This window comes from Rhizobium sp. NZLR11 (assembly GCF_019685115.1).
Taxonomy (GTDB): Bacteria; Pseudomonadota; Alphaproteobacteria; order Rhizobiales; family Rhizobiaceae; genus Rhizobium.
In genome coordinates this window covers 13,190-29,715 of the sequence record NZ_JABDWD010000014.1, presented here as the reverse complement: position 1 = coordinate 29,715, position 16,526 = coordinate 13,190, and the positions used below count along the sequence as shown (strand labels likewise).

Annotated in this window: 17 protein-coding genes and 3 pseudogenes; 13 read left to right on the top strand and 7 right to left on the bottom strand. The window is 57.3% G+C overall.

Annotation, left to right across the window (positions count from 1 at the left end):
* Window positions 1-2 precede the first annotated feature (2 nt).
* The 5 genes and pseudogenes from HJB83_RS22505 to HJB83_RS22490 form a co-directional block, all read left to right on the top strand.
* Window positions 3-1,355 (top strand): amidase, encoded by a 1,353-nt coding sequence (locus HJB83_RS22505; protein WP_259671382.1) that lies wholly within the window; start codon window positions 3-5, stop codon window positions 1,353-1,355.
* A gap of 83 nt (window positions 1,356-1,438) precedes the next feature.
* Window positions 1,439-1,912: a MaoC/PaaZ C-terminal domain-containing protein gene (locus tag HJB83_RS22500; protein ID WP_221159609.1), complete on the top strand. Its 474-nt coding sequence runs from the start codon at window positions 1,439-1,441 to the stop codon at window positions 1,910-1,912.
* Window positions 1,913-2,014: 102 nt separating this feature from the next.
* On the top strand, window positions 2,015-2,428 hold the full coding sequence (locus HJB83_RS22495; RefSeq protein ID WP_259671400.1) for a hypothetical protein: 414 nt from the start codon (window positions 2,015-2,017) through the stop codon (window positions 2,426-2,428).
* Window positions 2,429-2,594: 166 nt separating this feature from the next.
* Window positions 2,595-2,840 (top strand): annotated as a pseudogene (locus HJB83_RS34230) (DDE-type integrase/transposase/recombinase); the annotation flags it as partial.
* Window positions 2,747-3,431 (top strand): annotated as a pseudogene (locus tag HJB83_RS22490) (IS630 family transposase); the annotation flags it as partial. The pseudogenes HJB83_RS34230 and HJB83_RS22490, both read left to right, overlap by 94 nt.
* A gap of 32 nt (window positions 3,432-3,463) precedes the next feature.
* Here HJB83_RS22490 and HJB83_RS22485 read toward each other — a convergent pair.
* From HJB83_RS22485 to HJB83_RS22465, 5 genes are all read right to left on the bottom strand, one after another.
* Window positions 3,464-4,069, bottom strand: coding sequence for a TetR/AcrR family transcriptional regulator (locus HJB83_RS22485; RefSeq protein ID WP_221159607.1), 606 nt, complete (start codon window positions 4,067-4,069; stop codon window positions 3,464-3,466).
* A 292-nt stretch (window positions 4,070-4,361) separates the two neighbouring features.
* Window positions 4,362-4,979 (bottom strand): amino acid ABC transporter permease, encoded by a 618-nt coding sequence (locus tag HJB83_RS22480; protein WP_259671393.1) that lies wholly within the window; start codon window positions 4,977-4,979, stop codon window positions 4,362-4,364.
* Window positions 4,980-5,017: 38 nt separating this feature from the next.
* A complete protein-coding gene (locus HJB83_RS22475; protein WP_221159605.1) occupies window positions 5,018-5,662 on the bottom strand; it encodes an amino acid ABC transporter permease in 645 nt (214 codons plus the stop codon).
* Window positions 5,659-6,444 carry an amino acid ABC transporter ATP-binding protein gene (locus tag HJB83_RS22470; RefSeq protein WP_221159604.1) on the bottom strand — a complete coding sequence of 262 codons (786 nt, stop codon included), beginning with the start codon at window positions 6,442-6,444 and terminating at the stop codon, window positions 5,659-5,661. Before HJB83_RS22470 ends, HJB83_RS22475 begins: the two co-directional genes overlap by 4 nt.
* 113 nt (window positions 6,445-6,557) lie before the next feature.
* The gene (locus HJB83_RS22465; protein ID WP_221159603.1) at window positions 6,558-6,791 is read right to left on the bottom strand and encodes a hypothetical protein; all 234 of its coding nucleotides are present in this window, start codon (window positions 6,789-6,791) and stop codon (window positions 6,558-6,560) included.
* 37 nt (window positions 6,792-6,828) lie between these two features.
* Here HJB83_RS22465 and HJB83_RS34765 point away from each other — a divergent pair, with 37 nt between their 5' ends.
* From HJB83_RS34765 to HJB83_RS22450, 3 genes are read left to right on the top strand one after another with little or no spacing between them, the layout of a single operon-like run.
* Window positions 6,829-7,038, top strand: coding sequence for an IS1096 element passenger TnpR family protein (locus tag HJB83_RS34765; RefSeq protein WP_409079183.1), 210 nt, complete (start codon window positions 6,829-6,831; stop codon window positions 7,036-7,038).
* Complete coding sequence (locus HJB83_RS22455) at window positions 6,995-7,294, top strand: plasmid pRiA4b ORF-3 family protein (RefSeq protein WP_221159601.1); 300 nt, start codon at window positions 6,995-6,997, stop codon at window positions 7,292-7,294. The genes HJB83_RS34765 and HJB83_RS22455 overlap by 44 nt, the downstream gene beginning before the upstream one ends.
* Complete coding sequence (locus HJB83_RS22450; RefSeq protein ID WP_221159600.1) at window positions 7,269-7,511, top strand: hypothetical protein; 243 nt, start codon at window positions 7,269-7,271, stop codon at window positions 7,509-7,511. The genes HJB83_RS22455 and HJB83_RS22450 overlap by 26 nt, the downstream gene beginning before the upstream one ends.
* On the opposite strand, the pseudogene HJB83_RS34225 reads toward HJB83_RS22450, so the two are convergent.
* Window positions 7,512-7,691: pseudogene (locus HJB83_RS34225) on the bottom strand (transposase); the annotation flags it as partial.
* A 156-nt stretch (window positions 7,692-7,847) separates the two neighbouring features.
* A complete protein-coding gene (locus tag HJB83_RS22440) occupies window positions 7,848-8,855 on the bottom strand; it encodes an alcohol dehydrogenase catalytic domain-containing protein (protein WP_221159599.1) in 1,008 nt (335 codons plus the stop codon).
* Window positions 8,856-9,240: 385 nt separating this feature from the next.
* Here HJB83_RS22440 and HJB83_RS22435 point away from each other — a divergent pair, with 385 nt between their 5' ends.
* Genes HJB83_RS22435 through HJB83_RS22415 form a run of 5 tightly spaced genes read left to right on the top strand, consistent with a single transcriptional unit; the run spans window position 9,241 to window position 15,881 of the window.
* Window positions 9,241-10,827 carry a class I adenylate-forming enzyme family protein gene (locus tag HJB83_RS22435; RefSeq protein ID WP_221159598.1) on the top strand — a complete coding sequence of 529 codons (1,587 nt, stop codon included), beginning with the start codon at window positions 9,241-9,243 and terminating at the stop codon, window positions 10,825-10,827.
* On the top strand, window positions 10,820-11,629 hold the full coding sequence (locus tag HJB83_RS22430; RefSeq protein ID WP_221159597.1) for an enoyl-CoA hydratase/isomerase family protein: 810 nt from the start codon (window positions 10,820-10,822) through the stop codon (window positions 11,627-11,629). The genes HJB83_RS22435 and HJB83_RS22430 overlap by 8 nt, the downstream gene beginning before the upstream one ends.
* A 45-nt stretch (window positions 11,630-11,674) precedes the next feature.
* Window positions 11,675-12,646, top strand: a complete 972-nt coding sequence (locus tag HJB83_RS22425; RefSeq protein ID WP_221159596.1) for an ABC transporter permease — start codon at window positions 11,675-11,677, stop codon at window positions 12,644-12,646.
* Window positions 12,647-12,678: 32 nt separating this feature from the next.
* Window positions 12,679-13,743 (top strand): sugar ABC transporter substrate-binding protein, encoded by a 1,065-nt coding sequence (locus tag HJB83_RS22420; RefSeq protein ID WP_221159595.1) that lies wholly within the window; start codon window positions 12,679-12,681, stop codon window positions 13,741-13,743.
* A gap of 17 nt (window positions 13,744-13,760) precedes the next feature.
* Window positions 13,761-15,881, top strand: a complete 2,121-nt coding sequence (locus HJB83_RS22415) for an ABC transporter permease subunit (protein ID WP_221159594.1) — start codon at window positions 13,761-13,763, stop codon at window positions 15,879-15,881.
* The last annotated feature ends 645 nt before the right edge of the window (window positions 15,882-16,526 follow it).

Here is a 16,526-nt window from a genome sequence, read left to right as displayed (position 1 = left end):
TGATGCGCTGTGCGCTGGTCCTGGCCGAAGACTGCGACAACGAATTTAATGCGCTTTGCTATGTCAGACCCGAAGAGGCTTTGGCGCAGGCGGAAACGTCCGAGCTTAGGGGGCAGTTTGGTGCCCTGCCGTTCCTGTTGAAGGATTCTGGGCTTGCTTCGACGACCTTGCCGTCCAGTGTAGGCTCCCGATTGTTTGCTGGGCTCAAATCACCGATCAACGCGACGCTGAACGAGCGGTTCATTTCCGATGGGTTTATCTCCTTCGGCCGCACGACGGTTCCGGAATTCCGCATGGCGCCGACAACGGAGGCCGTGCAGAACTCGGGTCCCACGCTCAATCCCTGGGACAAGACGCGGTCGGCGGGCGGATCGAGCGGTGGTGCTGCGGTCGCAGTCAGCACGGGTGTTGTTCCGATCGCCCATGGCAGTGACGGGGGCGGTTCGATCCGCATTCCTGCCGCCTGCTGCGGTGTCTTTGGTCTGAAGCCGTCACGCGGGCTGGTGCCGCTCGGACCATCGCGCGGAGAGGCCTGGGGCGGCCTTGCTGCCGACGGCGTCCTGACCAGGACGGTGCGCGATACCGCGGCCGCTTTGGACGGCATTGTTGGTATGGAGATCGGCGCCCCCTATGCTGCCCCGGAGGTTCCGGGAAAGTATCTGGACCTGCTTGATGTCGCGTTCGACCGGCCGCTGAGGATCGCCACGTGGACGCAGGCTTTCGACGACATCCCCGTCGCGGATGAATGCATTGCGGCCGTCGATCAAGCCGCAAGGCTCTTGGCATCCATGGGGCACGAGGTGGTGTCGGCTCCGCTTCCAGATCTCAAATACAAGAGCTTTCTTCGCGCCCATCAGGACGTCCTTGCCGCAAGTGTTACATTGACCGTCAACGGCAAGCTGCGGTCGAGCCCGGACGCGGCCTGGCGCGAAAAGCTTGAGCCGGCGATCGTCGACGCCTACGACATCGGCACCACCTTGAGCGCGGAGACATACGCGCTTGCCATCAACCGCTTTCATGCGCTTGCCCGGCAAATGGAAGTCTACATGTCCGGTTACGATTTCGTATTGTCGCCGACGCTGACGCAACTTCCCGCCAAGCTCGGCATAATGACGATGGAGAGCGACTTCAGGACGTTCCGCAACCGTGTCGGTGAATACACGACGTTCCTCGCGATCATCAACGCCTCCGGTCAGCCGGCCACCAATGTTCCTCTATACTGGACAGAGGACGGTATTCCTGTCGGCATCCAGTTCATCGGTCATTTCGGAAAGGAATCCGAGCTCCTGCGCCTCTCGGCCAGGCTAGAAGAGGCCGCGCCCTGGATAGATCGCTATCGAGGTCGGGTTTCATAAGCCAAATCAGAACAATAGCTTGACTATTTTGACCAATAGGTCGAAAAAAAGACTAACAAGTATTCTAATCTTAAGGAGAGGTTATGACTGGCGAACTCAACGTAGGGCCGAACGCAAAATTCTTCGACGATTTCGAGGTCGATCAGAACTGGACCACGCCGCGTCGCACGATCACCGAAACCGACATTGTCATGTTCGCGGGTATGACGGGTGACTTTAACCCGGTCCACACAGACGAGGAATTTGCAAAGACAACACCGTTCGGCACACGCATTCTGCATGGGCCCGCAGTCTTCGCGATCGCGACAGGCCTTGAATTTCGTCTGGGCTTGAAGGAAGGAACCGCAATCGCCTTCCTCGGCATGACCTGGAACCTAAAGGCTCCCGTCAAGATCGGTGACACCATTCATGTCTATCAAAAGGTCGCCGGCGTTCGCGCCACCAGCAACCCGGCGCGTGGCATCGTCAACTTCTGGGTCGAGGTCCGCAATCAGGAAGGCACCGTTTGCCAAGAAGGCGAGTGGAAGGTCATGTTCCACTCAAAGGCTGCTGCTTGATCTGACAATCGAGGCTCCGCTTTCGTCGTTCGAAGCGGAGCCTGTGAATAGCCCCGAGATTTGTAGGCACCTTCTTCCTAGATTTGAGGCAAGAAGAGCATCATGAGCAAAGCGAATTTCAGCGAAGAGTTTATCGCAAACTTCATGACGACCTGCTCGATTACGGCGAGACATCCTGCCCCAATCGGGTTGCCCGCTACACACGTCAATGACGGCTTCGTCTTTCTTGGGTACCGGATCATTCGGAAGCGAGGGGCACACGGACGGATGTCCGTCGTCACGACCATACCCAAGGAAAAGGCCAAGGGGTTTGTCCGCAGACTTACCGAAACCTTTTCCGGCAATCATAGTGTCAGCACAGTCGACATGATCGCCAGCCTGAACCGCCAGTTGGTGGGGTGGGCGACGCAAGGCGAAAACCTGGCTCGTGTTTGGTCGGAACGAACGCGGCGACCCCGTCGGCAAAGCGCTGCAACGGCTTGTCTCAAGCCCAAAGGCGCAATTTCGGTGGCGTAATCCGGAGGAGAATCCATACATCTTCCGGATCGAAAACCGCAGCACTGTCACGTCGAACTATCATGATGTTGCTATGGCCATAAGCCACGCTTGAATAGAGAGCCGTATGCGCTGAAAGGTGCAAGTACGGTTCGGGGAGGAGAAGCGCATCTGCGCTTCTCCTCCCCGAACCAACGAAGGCTTCGCCTATCTTGCGGTGGTGATCGATCTCTATTCCCGCCGTGTCATCGGCTGGTCGATGCAGAGCCGACAGACGACGGATGTCGTGCTGCAGGCGTTGCTGATGGCTGTCTGGAGGCGAAAGCCAAAGGAAAAGGTCCTGGTGCATTCGGATCAGGGATCGCAATTCACCAGCATGGACTGGGCATCGTTCCTGAAGCACCACAATCTGGTTCACTCGATGAGCCGACGCGACCAGTCGTCTGCTTCGATGAAAGTCCGATCCAGCTCATCGGCGAGGTGCGCGTGCCTATCGTGCAGAAACCGGGAAAGCGATACCGCTACGATTTCAGAATACAAGCGCAGTGGCACGGCCAACCTCTTCGTGACCGTCGACGCCAATAGATCGTGGCGTAAGGTTAAGGTCACAGATCGGCGCGCCAACGAAGACTTCGCCGTCTGCATGCGCGACCTCGTCGACGTCGATTATCCCGACGCCGACCGGGTCCGTGTCGTGATGGTTAACCTATCAACCCACACGGCCTCCGCTGTCTATCAGACCTCCGCAGCCGCCGAGGCGCGTCGGATCGTACGACGTCTGGAATTCCACTACACGCCCCGCCACGCGAGCTGGCTCAATATGGCCGAGATCGAGATCGGCGTTATGCGCCGACAATGTCTTGACCGCCGCATCGAAAACCGCGACTTGCTCAAATCCGAGGTTCAGGCCTGGGAGCGACGGCGATCCGAAAGCGGTGCTCAAATCCGATGGATGTTCTCGACAGACCAGGCCCGCGAAAAGATGGCTAAATCTTATCCAACACCATTGCCCAACGAGTCATAACCTCAGTGACGGGACACTAGTTGGATTGGCTGCTACGCCTTGCAGCCGTTGAGAATGATCTCGACATAATGGTTGGCGATGTCGTCCGGTGAAAGCTGTCCCTTCGGCTTGAACCACGCGTGCGTGAAATTGCACATGCCGATGATCGAACTGACGATCAGATAGGTCGGGATGTCGCGGAAGATGCCCGCTTCCACGCCTTTGACGTAAGCGTTCTTGAAAAGCTGGTCATATTCCCGCTTGCGCTTGACGATGATTTTCTGCTGATCATCGGTTAGTTCACCCTGATCGCGGAAATAGATCGCAGTCCAAGCCGCGCGGCCCATGACGTTCAGCGCATGCTTGCGGATCATTGCACCCAGAAGCTTGTCAGCTGGCAAGTCCGTCCCGATGATGGCGACCATATCCTGCCACCAAGCTTCGTGGATACGCTGGAAGATCTCCCACAGGACCTGATTCTTGTTCTTGAAATAATAGTAGACGACGGACTTTGTGTAGCCCAGGCTTTTTGCGATATCGTCGATGGTGACAGCGCGAATGCCGGTCTCCGCAAAAAGCGTAGCAGCAGCAGTCAGGATTTCCTCCTGAACATAGGCTTGCTTTTTCGCTTTCAGCTCTTCCCGCACTTTCAAATTCATCTTTGCCTCGTGCTCAATGTCTAATGATCGTCGCCAGCTCAAATGGTTTCGGATGGGTTGGCTTGATTCCGGCAGTCGCCGCAGTGGCGTGATTAACCACTTAGCGCAACGCAAACTTACAAAAAATTTGACCAATCAGTCAATTGATTCGGACTGATCGGATTAAAAATTGGGCGGGATTGCATGTGGCAACGCACGCAAAAGCAACATATTCGATATCCCGGCGGTCTTGGAGCCCGTTTGGACTCGTCGCCGAGAAGCGAAGGCCACCTCGAGAGGTGGTTCTCAGGTTCTAGGCCGTGTGCCGGCCAAGCCGCCTTTCAAGCGACGACACGAGAATTGTTGCCGGAATACAGATGGACGCATAAAGCAGGCCCGCAAGTAGAAGGATCGGCAGATACTGGAACGTGGTCGTGCCGATCATATAGGCCTGCGACAGCAGTTCCGGCAGAGCGATCGCAAAGCAAAGCGACGTGGCCTGGAGCATAAGGATCGCAAAGCCCAGCAGGGCAGGGGCCGCCACGCGAAGTCCTTGCGGGACGATCACATAGCGAAGCGCATCGAGTGACGTGAAACCGACGGCCACGGCGGCTTCCTTCTGGCCGTGGGGAACGGCCTGCAGTCCGGCCCGAATGATCTCGCTGGTATAGGCCGCGGTCGTCCAGGATAAGGCAGCCGCGGCAGCGGCAAAGGATGTTAGACTGATGCCAGTGCTTGGAAGGCCGTAATAGGCAAATTGCAGTAGGATGAGTGCTGGTGCACCGCGGCCGATCTCCACCACGAAAATCGATGTCGCGCGAGCAAACATTGATTTTGTCTGAACGCCCAATGCCAGAATCAATCCCAGCGGAATGCCGATGAACAAGGCGACCCCCGTCACCTCAAGGCTCACAAGAAGCCCGTCGACCATCGTTGGCAGGTTTTCTTGCCAGAAATCCATAAGATCGCTCATCGGGCCACCTTTGCACGCATGACGCCGTCACTGTAGCGGGCGAGAGCCGCAACAGGCAGACTGATGAGAATGTAAAGAAGGCCGGCGACCGCAAAGACCTCCAGACCTTCGAAATTGCGGCGCGACACGAAACTAGCCTGGAAGGCGACTTCTGTGACGCCGACCGTCGAGGCAATGGCTGAATCCTTCAGGAGCCCAATAATGTAGCTCGTCGCTGACGGAAGGATGACCCGGATCAGCTGTGGGGCCATGATGTCGAAAAATACCGACCAACGCGGCATGTTCAGCGCGTGTGAGGCTTCCCACTGCCCGACATGGATGCTCTTCAACGCGCCGCGATAGATCTCGGCCATGTTCGCGCCAGTGATGACGCCCAGCGCAACGATCGCAGACTCGACCGGGCCGACCTGAAGGTATCCCGAGCCAATGCCGAAATAGAGGAAGAACAGGCATACGATGGGCGGGATCGACCGAAAGGTCAAAATGAGTGCGGTTGCAAGCGCGCGAAGCAACCACGACCGCGACACTTTCATGGCGCAGAGGGGGAGCCCAAGCAGCGCTCCGAACATGAACGCCCCGATCGTGATGGCGATCGTCCAGGGAATGCCACTCAAAATGATAGCGAATAATTCTGCGTTCATCGGTTCTTGACCGCCTGCAGAAAGCGTTGCGCCCGCTCCGTCTGAGGGTTGCGCATTAGCGATGCGCTCGGCCCCTCCTCGAGGATGCGGCCATCGGCCATGATGATCACACGATCGGAGACGGTTTCCGCAAAATGCATCTCGTGGGTGACAACGATCATAGTCATTCCACCCTCGGCAAGCTCCTTCATGACGGCGAGGACTTCCAGACCGAGTTCCGGGTCGAGTGCGGAGGTTGGCTCGTCGAAGAGCATGATTTTCGGGTCGAGAGCAAGCGCGCGCGCAATCGCGATGCGCTGCTGCTGACCACCCGAACACCGCACGGGATACTGATCGCCTTTGTTCTCCAGCCCGACACGTTTGAGAAGGGCAAGCGAGCGCCTGTCGGCTTCGGCCTTGCTACGGCCGAGCACACGCTGCTGCGGCAGGCTGACATTGGCCAGCACCGACATGTGCGGGAAAAGATTGAACGATTGAAATACCATACCGGCGGCGCGGCGAAGTTCGGTCAGTTGCTTTTTCGTGGCAGGACGCTTGGCATCGACGCTGATGCCGGCGATGCGGATCGAGCCCTGTGTCGGCGGCTCGAGCTGATTGAGGCATCGTAGAAGCGTGCTTTTGCCAGAGCCGCTCGGCCCGATGATGGCAATGACCTCACCCGTCTTCATGGTAAAGTTGATATCTTCCAGGACCCGATGCGTTCCAAAGGACTTTTCGACGTTCGAAACACGAAGGACTTCCTCTGCGTGTTGCGATTGCTCGGTCGGGGATTGCTCAGTCATCGGGGACATTCTTTCGACCTGCCCGTTTCGATTGGGCCCTGCTTGATGTGATCCACGAGAGCGGGAACTGGTTTTGAGGCGGATGATTTCGGACAAAGTTCGACTCCCTTCAGTCACTCCCCATTCGTCCCGATTATTCTTTTCTGATCGGAGAGTTTTAAAAACTGACGTACTAGTATAAAGACATATCTGGTTGGGGTTTGCAACGCCCATTTTCCAATAAGCTCTGTCGCATTCTCGACAGTCAAGAAGGCTGCCGTAGAGACCGCTTTTAATGGCGGCCCTCCTTGTGGTTCGACGATCCCCGCCCCCTGCACGGGCGCAGCTGGATTTTCTGAGGTTTTCATCCTGCAGTTCCGCGTCTGGCTAAAGGATGTGAACCCGATGGTGTGGCGTCGGGTTCAGGTTGCCTCGACGATGACGCTGCGCGAGTTTCATGGCGTCCTTCAGGTCGCGATGGGATGGGAAGGCATCCACCTTTACCAGTTCATCATTCAAACGGCGCGGTACGGCTCGTGGGAGACAGGTGTCCGTTCCCCGGCCATGATGCTTGGCGAAGCTGCGCAAAGGCAGCCGGTTCCTGTACGAATATGACCTCAACATTCCCTGGGAGCACGAGATCCGGCTAGAGGAGCGCCAGTCAGTCAAACCGGGCGCTCACTATCCGGCATGCACGGGAGGAGACGGCGACTGCCCGAAGGAAGACTGCGGTGGGCCGGAAGCCTGGATGTGGCGGCAGGACAACGCCTTCGGCTACGAGACGATGGACGACCTGGAGATCACGACGGAGTTTCTGCAGGAAGTTGCCGAAACGAAATCCCTTCATGTGCGAGCTCTATTGCCCTCATGACGCCATCTATGTCGGGCCGGATTGCGAGAAACCGCAGCCGGTCGACAAGGCAGCGATCCTTGCCTCCGGCCTGCTAGGCGAGTTCCGCCGCAATCATGGCTGGGACGAGTGGGTCGGCGATCCGCGCTTTACAAACGAGCACTGGCAGATGGAAAACGTATTCCTGCGGGCGCGTGATTTGCCACCTGCACAACCACCTAATACCAGCGCTCAATGATTAAAACTCACTGATCCATTTTCTTCGACCGATGCGCCACGGCTGTTGCTGCAGCTTCCGCCAGGCGTCGCAGCAGTGGCCCACGATGTCGTCGTAGGATTTGAAGACCCGGTTTGAGATCCAGTTATCGCGCATGAACTGCCAGAAGTTTTCGACGGGGTTGAGTTCGGGCGACTTTGGCCGGAAGGACCACGCGAAGAAGCGATCATCAACGAACTACTCGACGATGAGGACGGGGCACTACGGCTTCGATTTTATTGCTACAGGGCCCTGCGCGGCAAAGAGCAAGATACTCTTGAAGAGCAGACCCGGCTCGCCAGCGAAAACGGCTTCCGCCTAAAAACGGGGGTCGATCAGAACCTTTATGTCTTGTTGCTTGACAAGGCTCCGAAGACTCCGGTCGATTTCGGACATTGCATAGGTCTTTGTCCACCCCTCCGTGGGGATCCTCCCGTTCGCAAGCAGGTCAAGTACTTCCGGATATGTCCCGACATATCCCATAGACGCCATCACCCGTTTTTCTTCGAAAAGCAGGCGACGCGCGTCAAGTTGTAGCTCATCCCTATGCAAGGCTACGATTACGATCGCGCCACCGCGGGCGGTTGATTGACACGCAAGCGCGAAGGCCGCGCTGACACCGGCGGTGTCGAATGCGGCTTCGAAGCCTTCGCCGCCATTCCATGATTTGAGTGCGCGGGCCGTGCCTGGCTCCGGTGGGAGAACGCAATCGAAGCCCATCGATTGCACCGTCGAGCGGCGCGCCTCCGCCGCCTCGACGAGGGCTATACGCTCGAAACCCCTTGCCCGTAGGCATAGTGCAACCGCGATGCCTACGGGGCCGCAACCGATGACCACGGCGCTTTGGCCTTCCTGAAGGTTCGCACGGTTCACGGCATGCATCGCTACGGAGAGGGGCTCTGCCAAACTCGCTTCGCGAGCCGCAAGTCCGTCGGGCGCAATGTAGACGGCGTTCCGAGCGACAACTGCCATTTCCGCTAACCCTCCGGCGGGTTCTCCTAGTCCGTACCAACGGATCGAGTGGCAGATGTTCGGGCATCCGTTCATGCACGAGCGACATCTTCCGCAAGATCGCATGGGATTTACCGATACAATAGACCCCGCCACCACGTCGCCAATGTTGTCCCCGACGGCTGTCACAACGCCCGCGAACTCGTGTCCAAGAATGAAAGGTGGGCGTAGTGCCGCAAAAGCCGGTCCATGGGCCATGAGGTGCAGATCGGTGCCGCACATCCCGTTTGCGTGAATCTCGATCAGGACATCGTCCGGCCCAGGCGAGGGGTCCGTGACATTGACGCTGCGAAGGTCACCCCTGCCATGATACATCAATGTCTTCACGCCGCGAGGCCCATACCCGTTTTGATCCGCCAGGCAACCCGGGAATCAACTATGACGTTGTAAGTGGCTTCAAGCACATCATGCCTCCTCGATCGTTAATATTGACCGGCCACGGCCGAGTATAAAAATGGCGGGGCCACAGTGTTTTAAACAGGTGCATGCCCCAAGCATTTCTCTCCACCTCCCTCACCACTCCCATACTGCCCCTCTCTAGGGAATGCCCGCAATGCGCCACTGCACGGCCATGCAATTTCAGTGCACGGTAACGCAAGCCTGAGGATGCTGCGCAAGTTAGTTCTTTCCCAAGAGGAAGTTGGCCTGTTGGTTTCGGTCATGTAAGCGCCGAGAACAATAGCCCATCGGGAGGGTTGGAATGGATACGGTAAACTACGCGGATCTATTTGAGCGAAGCGCGAGACTGTCACCCGGAAGGCCCGCTCTTGTCGACGAGACGGGCGGCCAGACCTACGCCGAAGTGCGCTCCGCCGCCCGCCGGTTCGCTCACGCGTTGATCGCACGCGGCTTTGAGCCGAGCAGCCCTTATGCCTTCTTCAGTGTCAATGCCGGTTGCGCACTTGTGTCCCACATCGGGGCCATGATGGCCGGCGGCGCCTGGACCAACATCAACATAAAGAGTACCGTCGAGACGAATGCAGGCCTGCTTAATAGGGCAGGGTGCAAGGCACTTTTCTACCACAGCAGTTGCAAGGCCGAGGCTATTGCGCTTCTCGCTGAAGTTCCCTGTCTTGACATCGTGGTGTGTCTGGACGCCGACGATGGCCGCCATCCGTCTCTCGCGCGCTTTATAGAAGACCAACCTGACGCCCGAGTCGAGATACCCTTTTCCTATGAGGGGGTCGGATTCATGGGAACAACTGGCGGCACCACAGGCGCACCGAAGATTACCAGGGCGAGCCACGCCTATCTGGCACTGAGCGCTATTTCCTTTATGGCCTGCTTCCAGTTTACCCGGCCGCCGGTCAATCTGGCCGTCGCCCCGATTACGCATGCGGGGGGAGTTTTGGCCACCGGGATGCTTGCCATGGGCGGTACTGTTGTCCTGATCACAAGTACAAAGCCGGCCGACATTCTCGCCGCAATCCAGAAACATCAGGTATCCGCAGTCTTTCTTCCTCCCACCTTGATCTACACATTGCTCAACGAGCCAGGCCTGGGGCAGTATGATCTCACTTCGCTGAAATATGTGATATCCGCTGCGGCGCCGATAGACGCCGACAGGATACGTGCGGCGTTCAAGAGCATCGGCCCGGTCCTGTGCCAGGCCTATGGCCAAACTGAATCCGGGATGCCTCTAACATTCATGTCACCACGCGAAATCGGCGATGCGATTGCCGACGATGCTCTGGCGGGTCGATTGGCCTCGGTCGGCCGGCCCGTCGCCAGTCTGAAGAGGCTCGAGATCATCGATGATGACGGAAATTTCCTCGAACCGGGGGCGGTTGGCGAGATCGTCATCAGCGGACCGACGGTCATGCGCGAGTATCTCGGTGATCCGGAAGGCTCGGCAGAAGCCACGCACCGCGGAATGCATAGGACCGGGGACCTGGGATACCTGGACAATGACGGTTACCTTTACATAACGGATCGCAAGCGCGACCTGATCATTTCGGGCGGGTTCAATGTCTACCCGTCCCAGATTGAAAAGATCGTCCTCTCACATCCCGCAGTACTTGATTGCGCCGTCATTGGCGTGGCGCACCCGAGATGGGGTGAAGCGGTAACCGCGGTTGTCCAAACCATACCAGGCAAAGAGGTCAGCGAACGAGAAATCGTTGAGTTCACCAAGCTGAAGGCCGGCAGCATCAATGCTCCCAAGTATGTCCGGATTGTCGAGGATCTGCCTAAAAACAGTGCCGGCAAAATCCTCAAGCGGGAACTGCGGAAACTCTTCGAGAACATCGGACAGATCGACGACAACCAGGAAGCCAGAAATGTCTAGCATCTCCGACACGTATCAGAATATCGGCTTTGCTTTGCAAAACAGAGTCATGACCGTATCGCTCAATAGACCCGAGCGTCTCAACGCTATCAGCCATGAACTTCATGAAGAGCTGGGGAGAGTATTCATCGACCTTGCGAAGGATGACGGCGTCGATGTCATCATTCTCAGGGGAAACGGCAAGGCTTTCAGTGCCGGCGGTGACCTAAAGGGGATGCATGCACATATGCTGGAGGTCGGTTCACCGGGACATTATATGTCGTTCTCGACTGCAAAGCGCATCGTCTATTCGCTCCTGGAGCTGGAAAAACCGATCATCGCTCAGGTCCATGGCGCCTGCTACGGGCTTGGCGCGACCATCGCGTTGCTCTGTGATGTCGTTTTCATGGCAGAAAGCGCGACAATCGGTGACCCGCACGTGGGTGCCGGGGTCGTAGCCGGGGACGGTGGAGCGATCATATGGCCGCAACTTGTTGGCTACGCCCGTGCGAAGGAATTTTTGATGACCGGCAACGTCCTTTCGGCCTCCCATGCCGAACGGATCGGACTGGTCAACCATATGGTGGCCGACGCCGATCTTGATGCTACTGTCCGCGCTTTTGCTGCGCAGCTCGCCGAGGGCTCGCAGGACGCCATTCGCTGGACGAAGGTGTCTGTCAACATCGGCCTACGGCAATTGGCACACTCCATCCTGGACGCGTCGCTTGCCTACGAACTCGTCACGATGCGATCTGCCGACCACGCAGACGCGATCACGGCCTTCAGCAACAAACAGAAACCGACGTTCCGGCGCAAGGTCTAGGACAGCAGGGCGATTTGGATAAGATCACATGCGAGCACTATTAAGATGAAACAGCGAGCAATTAAGCAAGAATACATAATACTTGCAACGGCAATAGCGATTGCTGCGGTGTTTGGTGTTGTTGTCCCAAATTCGTTGTCGTTTCCGAACCTTGTCCTGCTCTTCAAGAGTGTCTCGGTTGTTGCAATCTATGCGATAGGAATGTCCGTTGTTGTGATCGGTCGCGGCATTGATCTTTCGCAGGTGTCCACAGTCGCGGTTGCGACAGCGTGGGTTGTGTCGCTGATATCAGCCGGCGTTCCAACCCCTGTCGCAATTGGGTTTGGACTGCTCTTCGCTGTGCTGGCTGGCGTTGTGAACGGCATCATAGTTGCGTATTTCGAGGTTCCTGCGGTTATCGCTACCCTCTCCTCGGGGCTGGTTGTCCTTGGCTTCGGGCGTTATTTTCTTTTAGAACGCAGTATGGTGCAGCTTCCGGGGAATGCGGCGTTCATCAGCTTTCTGGGCCAGGGCTACATTGTAGGCATTCCTGTTTCGGTGGTCGTATTCCTGGTGCTGCTCGCGCTCTTCGGATTTGTGGCCAGGACAACGGTCTATGGTCGCTACATCTACGCAATCGGCGACAATCCCGAAGCATCACGGATTACCGGCCTGGCCGTTCGCCCCCTGATCGTCTCCCAATATGTACTCTGTGCAGTCATCGGTTACATCGGTGGCCTCGTCGTGGCGGGCAGTGTCGGTACAGTCAATCTCAGCGTTGCCAACGGCACCATGATTTTCGACGTTCTTACGATCGTGATCGTGGGCGGCATCAGCCTGGTTGGAGGACGGGGCGGAGCATTGTCGATCGTGGTCGGAATGACACTGATCGGAGTGCTCATCAACGGGCTGATCCTGCTCAACGTACCGTCAGACATACAAAGCGTCGTTCGAGGAGCAGTGCTTCTGGCAGCGGTCGCATTGGACAGCATACTGAACCCGCGAGACGAGGAAACGGCTCGGCAGGGGGACCTTTAGAAATCGGATTAACGACAGTGGGAGGAGTTGACATGAAAATAAGAGTTTTGGCTACATTAATAGCACTGGGCGCGATGAGCCTAGTGCCCTTATTGACGACGGGGTCGGCCGTGGCCGCGGACGACAACGTCTATCTTTCAGATCACGACTTTCCGGGTGCTTCGGGTGAGCTGTGGAAGTCGACGATTTCGGCTCTTAGGGGAAAGAAGGTCACTTACGTCGTTAACGTGACTGGCTTCCCCCTTTTCGACGCCTGGACACAGGCGATCAAGCGTGAATCCGAACTCTATGGCATCGACCTGACGATCCAGGATGGCAACTGGAATACGGATGCGATGAACCAAGCGATTGTCGGCGCAATCAGCGGCAAGGCAGACCTGCTGATCATCCATAATGCCGACCGCAATGTGTTTTCTCGGAACATCAAGGCTGCCCAAGAGGCAGGGATTTACGTCGTCCAGCTGAACATGAATTCTACGGTCAACACTGATGCGTTCGTTGGTGGCGACTATTTCGGCATGGGGGCCACGATCGCAAACGACATCGTGAAAGACTGCTCGCCGAAGAATGGAAAATCCGGCAAGATCGCAATTGTCCAAGGCAGTACAACCGCTTCGGCTTCGTTCGACCAATATGTCGCGGCAAAGCAGGTTTTTGCCGAGCATCCTGAGATTCAGATCGTATCGGACCAATCGACGGGTCCCATGTGGGCGACCGACAACGCGAAACAGATCGTTTCCGCAGCCATCATCCAAAATCCGGACCTGTGTGCCGTATACGGCATGTGGGACCAAATGGACCTCGGCTCGGCGGCGGCCATTCAGGAGTCTGGCAAAAAAGACATTATGTTGTACACGAGCGGCGGCGGAGCAAGCGAGATGTGCGACCTCGTCCGGCAGGGCTCCTTTACCAAGTACTACGCTTACAACGCGGTACGCCAGGGGTATGATATCATGAGCATCGTCAAGACGTTGCTCATAAGCAGGCCCGAGGTCGGCAAGTCCCGGATCGCATTGTTCTCTCCGATCGAAATGCTGTCGAAGGATACGTTGAAGAATTGGTCCTGTTTCGATTCGACTTCCGTCAGGATCAAGTGAGCTGTGAGGTAGAAAAGATGCCCGCGTACACTTCAAAGCAAGCTCGGCTAAACGATTTTTTGCCGTCTCTCGCACCTGTAGTCCTTATTGGTGACGTTCTGAAGAAGCGATGGAGCGAGGCTATTGGCCCGTTCACCCTGCTGGTCATCTGCCTGGTGTGCGCGGGCATCCTCGTCGATAACTACTACACATATGCCAACCTCGTGAATAATGGCCGTGCGTTCGCCGAGTTTATGATCGTGACGATGGCCTTCACGGTCATCCTACTCTCAGGCGGCATCGATATCAGCATACCGGCCAATTTCTGCCTGTCGAACTACGTGTTCCTGCTGCTGGTCGGCTACGCGGAACTAAGCCTGCCGCTGGCTGCGATTGTTACGGTCTCACTCGGCGCAGGCATCGGCCTCTGGAACGGCGTTCTCGTCGGTCTGGTCAAAACTAGGCCACTTATCACGACGATGACAACCCTCCTGATCCTCGCAGCCATCACGCGCATCATCGACCAGCAGTATGCAATGCTGCTCGCCGGCAGCTACATCGACAATCCGGTGCTGGAGTTCGTTGGCGCCGGCTCCGTTCTCGGCATCCCCACTTCTGTCATGCTGGTCGTGCTTGTGGCGATCTGCGGACACCTCCTGATGACCCGCACCCGCCTTGGAGCCCATATCTCGGCGACCGGTGGCGACCGCCGTACGGCCCTGCACGCAGGCATCGACATCAGGCAGATGCAGATGATCGCCTACACGCTGGGCGGGGCGCTCGCGGCATGTGCCGGGATCATACTTGCGGCCCGGATGCAAAGTGCATCGCCGAACGTGGGCGCGGGTTGGGAAATCAGTGTCCTTGCCGCAGCCGTGCTGGGTGGGGTAAGCTTGACGAGCGGCAAAGGCAGCATTCTGCGTGCTGTGATCGGTGGCCTGACGATACAGGTTCTGTCGAACATCCTTGTCCGGATGGGTGTGGGCGGCGCTTCCCAGACAATGGTCATCGGTCTTGTGACCCTTGCAGCAGTGGCCTTTGAGGTTCGTTACGCCAAGAACCGAGCGCGTGTCACCGATATGATCTTTCTGGCGCCCGGAAAGAGGCAACTCGAACCTCTGGTCCTACCGAGCCGTACTCAGGATTCCGCGATCGCTGTAAATGACGACCTGCGCGATTCCATCGCCTACGGTGATCTGGAGGCTATTTCACCAGGCGACTTTGCTTTCGACGCGAAATCCGACCTTTACGTCTCGACAGGCGAGGGCTGGATTCTCAAGTACCCCGCCGAAGGCTATTATCGTCAACGTGAATACTGGAGCTATACTGGCGGACGTCCGCTCGGCCTGCAGTTCGACAAGGATAACCTGCTGGTTGCCTGCGTGGTCGGCCGTGGCATCTTCCGCATCGATCACGAGGGTAATCCGGAACTGATCACCAACCAAAGCACCCGGACGATTTTATCCATTCGCGACGATTCACGCCCTCGCGTGCCGACCATGGTCGATATCGCGCCCAATGGAGACATCTATTTCGGCGAAGCAAGCTCGCGCTATGACCTAGATGACTGGTTCAAGGACGCGCTCGAAGGTCGTGGGAATGGTGCGCTGATTAAGCATGACAAGGCTTCCAACAAGACGACTACAGTGTTGCGGGGGTTGCCGTTCTGCGGCGGCGTGTGCGTCACGCACGATGGCGACAAGGTCCTGGTATCACAGTCATGGAGCGCGTCGATCGGACAGTATCACATTTCCGGCCCCAGAGCGGGTGCTTATGAACCGTTCGTGACAAATCTGCCGGGCTATCCGATGTCCGTGACGAAGGGGTCGATGGGCACCTACTGGGTCGCCATCGGTGGCCTTCGCTGCCCGGCTTTTGACCTTGCGATGACCAACCCTCGCCTTCGCCGCCGTATGACCCGTGAACTGCCTTACGATGAATGGCTGGCGCCCAACTTCAACGCCGGTCTGATCCTGCAGGTCGATCGGGACGGCAAGATCATTCGGAGCATCTGGGACCCGCTTGGCCGCAACCATTGCATGATCACGGCGGTCCGTGAACACGACGAGCACCTTCTCGTCGGATCAAGGAATTCAGACATCTTTGGCCGAAAGCTCCTTCTCGAGCTGGTTCCTGTTATTGGTGGTGTCAATGTTTAGCCTTATGAACCTGCCCAAAATGTTACGGGGGGATATTGAACACGCGATTCCACCGCTGGACGGTCCGCTCCGCCAAAACGATGAACTCGAGGCGGCATGGCCGGTGCTCGAGAAGCTCGATAATCCCGACGACCTCGTCTTCGATGATTACGGCCGGGGCTATCTCAGTCTCGGGAACACCGTCGGGCGGTATGACCCCAAACGCAGCGGTTTGCTGGAGACGGAGTTTACCTTCGACAAACCGGTACGGGGTTTGGCACTATCGGCCACCGGGAATCTCGCGGTGTGCCTCGATGGCGAGGGGGTCCGGGTTTTGTCCCGCGAGGGAGAGACGCTTGCGAGCCTGACACAGGTCGACGGGCGCCGCATCGCTGCCGCCACCTCGGTGATTTTTCTTGATGATGGCTCGCTCGTAATTACCGACGCGTCAGAACATCCGGGTACGGAGTGGAAGAGGGATTACCTCCTCTCCGGGCGAACTGGACGGATCCTGCATTGGAACCCGTCCGGTCGCGCCCGGACCATCTCGTCCAAGCTTGCATTTCCATACGGTATCTGCCAGGGCTCCAAAGGCAGACTTCTTTTTACTCAGGCTTGGGATCACTCAGTCTGGGAGTTGGATCTCTCAGTCGCTAACGCTCTACC

Bases quoted from the DNA above. Each gene is read 5' to 3' on its own strand.
- HJB83_RS22505 (WP_259671382.1), top strand. From the start codon at position 3: ATGCGCTGTGCGCTGGTCCTGGCCGAAGACTGCGACAACGAATTTAAT.
- HJB83_RS22500 (WP_221159609.1), top strand. From the start codon at position 1,439: ATGACTGGCGAACTCAACGTAGGGCCGAACGCAAAATTCTTCGACGAT.
- HJB83_RS22495 (WP_259671400.1), top strand. From the start codon at position 2,015: ATGAGCAAAGCGAATTTCAGCGAAGAGTTTATCGCAAACTTCATGACG.
- HJB83_RS22485 (WP_221159607.1), bottom strand. From the start codon at position 4,069: ATGAATTTGAAAGTGCGGGAAGAGCTGAAAGCGAAAAAGCAAGCCTAT.
- HJB83_RS22480 (WP_259671393.1), bottom strand. From the start codon at position 4,979: ATGGTCGACGGGCTTCTTGTGAGCCTTGAGGTGACGGGGGTCGCCTTG.
- HJB83_RS22475 (WP_221159605.1), bottom strand. From the start codon at position 5,662: ATGAACGCAGAATTATTCGCTATCATTTTGAGTGGCATTCCCTGGACG.
- HJB83_RS22470 (WP_221159604.1), bottom strand. From the start codon at position 6,444: ATGACTGAGCAATCCCCGACCGAGCAATCGCAACACGCAGAGGAAGTC.
- HJB83_RS22465 (WP_221159603.1), bottom strand. From the start codon at position 6,791: ATGAAAACCTCAGAAAATCCAGCTGCGCCCGTGCAGGGGGCGGGGATC.
- HJB83_RS34765 (WP_409079183.1), top strand. From the start codon at position 6,829: ATGGTGTGGCGTCGGGTTCAGGTTGCCTCGACGATGACGCTGCGCGAG.
- HJB83_RS22450 (WP_221159600.1), top strand. From the start codon at position 7,269: ATGTGCGAGCTCTATTGCCCTCATGACGCCATCTATGTCGGGCCGGAT.
- HJB83_RS22440 (WP_221159599.1), bottom strand. From the start codon at position 8,855: ATGTATCATGGCAGGGGTGACCTTCGCAGCGTCAATGTCACGGACCCC.
- HJB83_RS22435 (WP_221159598.1), top strand. From the start codon at position 9,241: ATGGATACGGTAAACTACGCGGATCTATTTGAGCGAAGCGCGAGACTG.
- HJB83_RS22430 (WP_221159597.1), top strand. From the start codon at position 10,820: ATGTCTAGCATCTCCGACACGTATCAGAATATCGGCTTTGCTTTGCAA.
- HJB83_RS22425 (WP_221159596.1), top strand. From the start codon at position 11,675: ATGAAACAGCGAGCAATTAAGCAAGAATACATAATACTTGCAACGGCA.
- HJB83_RS22420 (WP_221159595.1), top strand. From the start codon at position 12,679: ATGAAAATAAGAGTTTTGGCTACATTAATAGCACTGGGCGCGATGAGC.
- HJB83_RS22415 (WP_221159594.1), top strand. From the start codon at position 13,761: ATGCCCGCGTACACTTCAAAGCAAGCTCGGCTAAACGATTTTTTGCCG.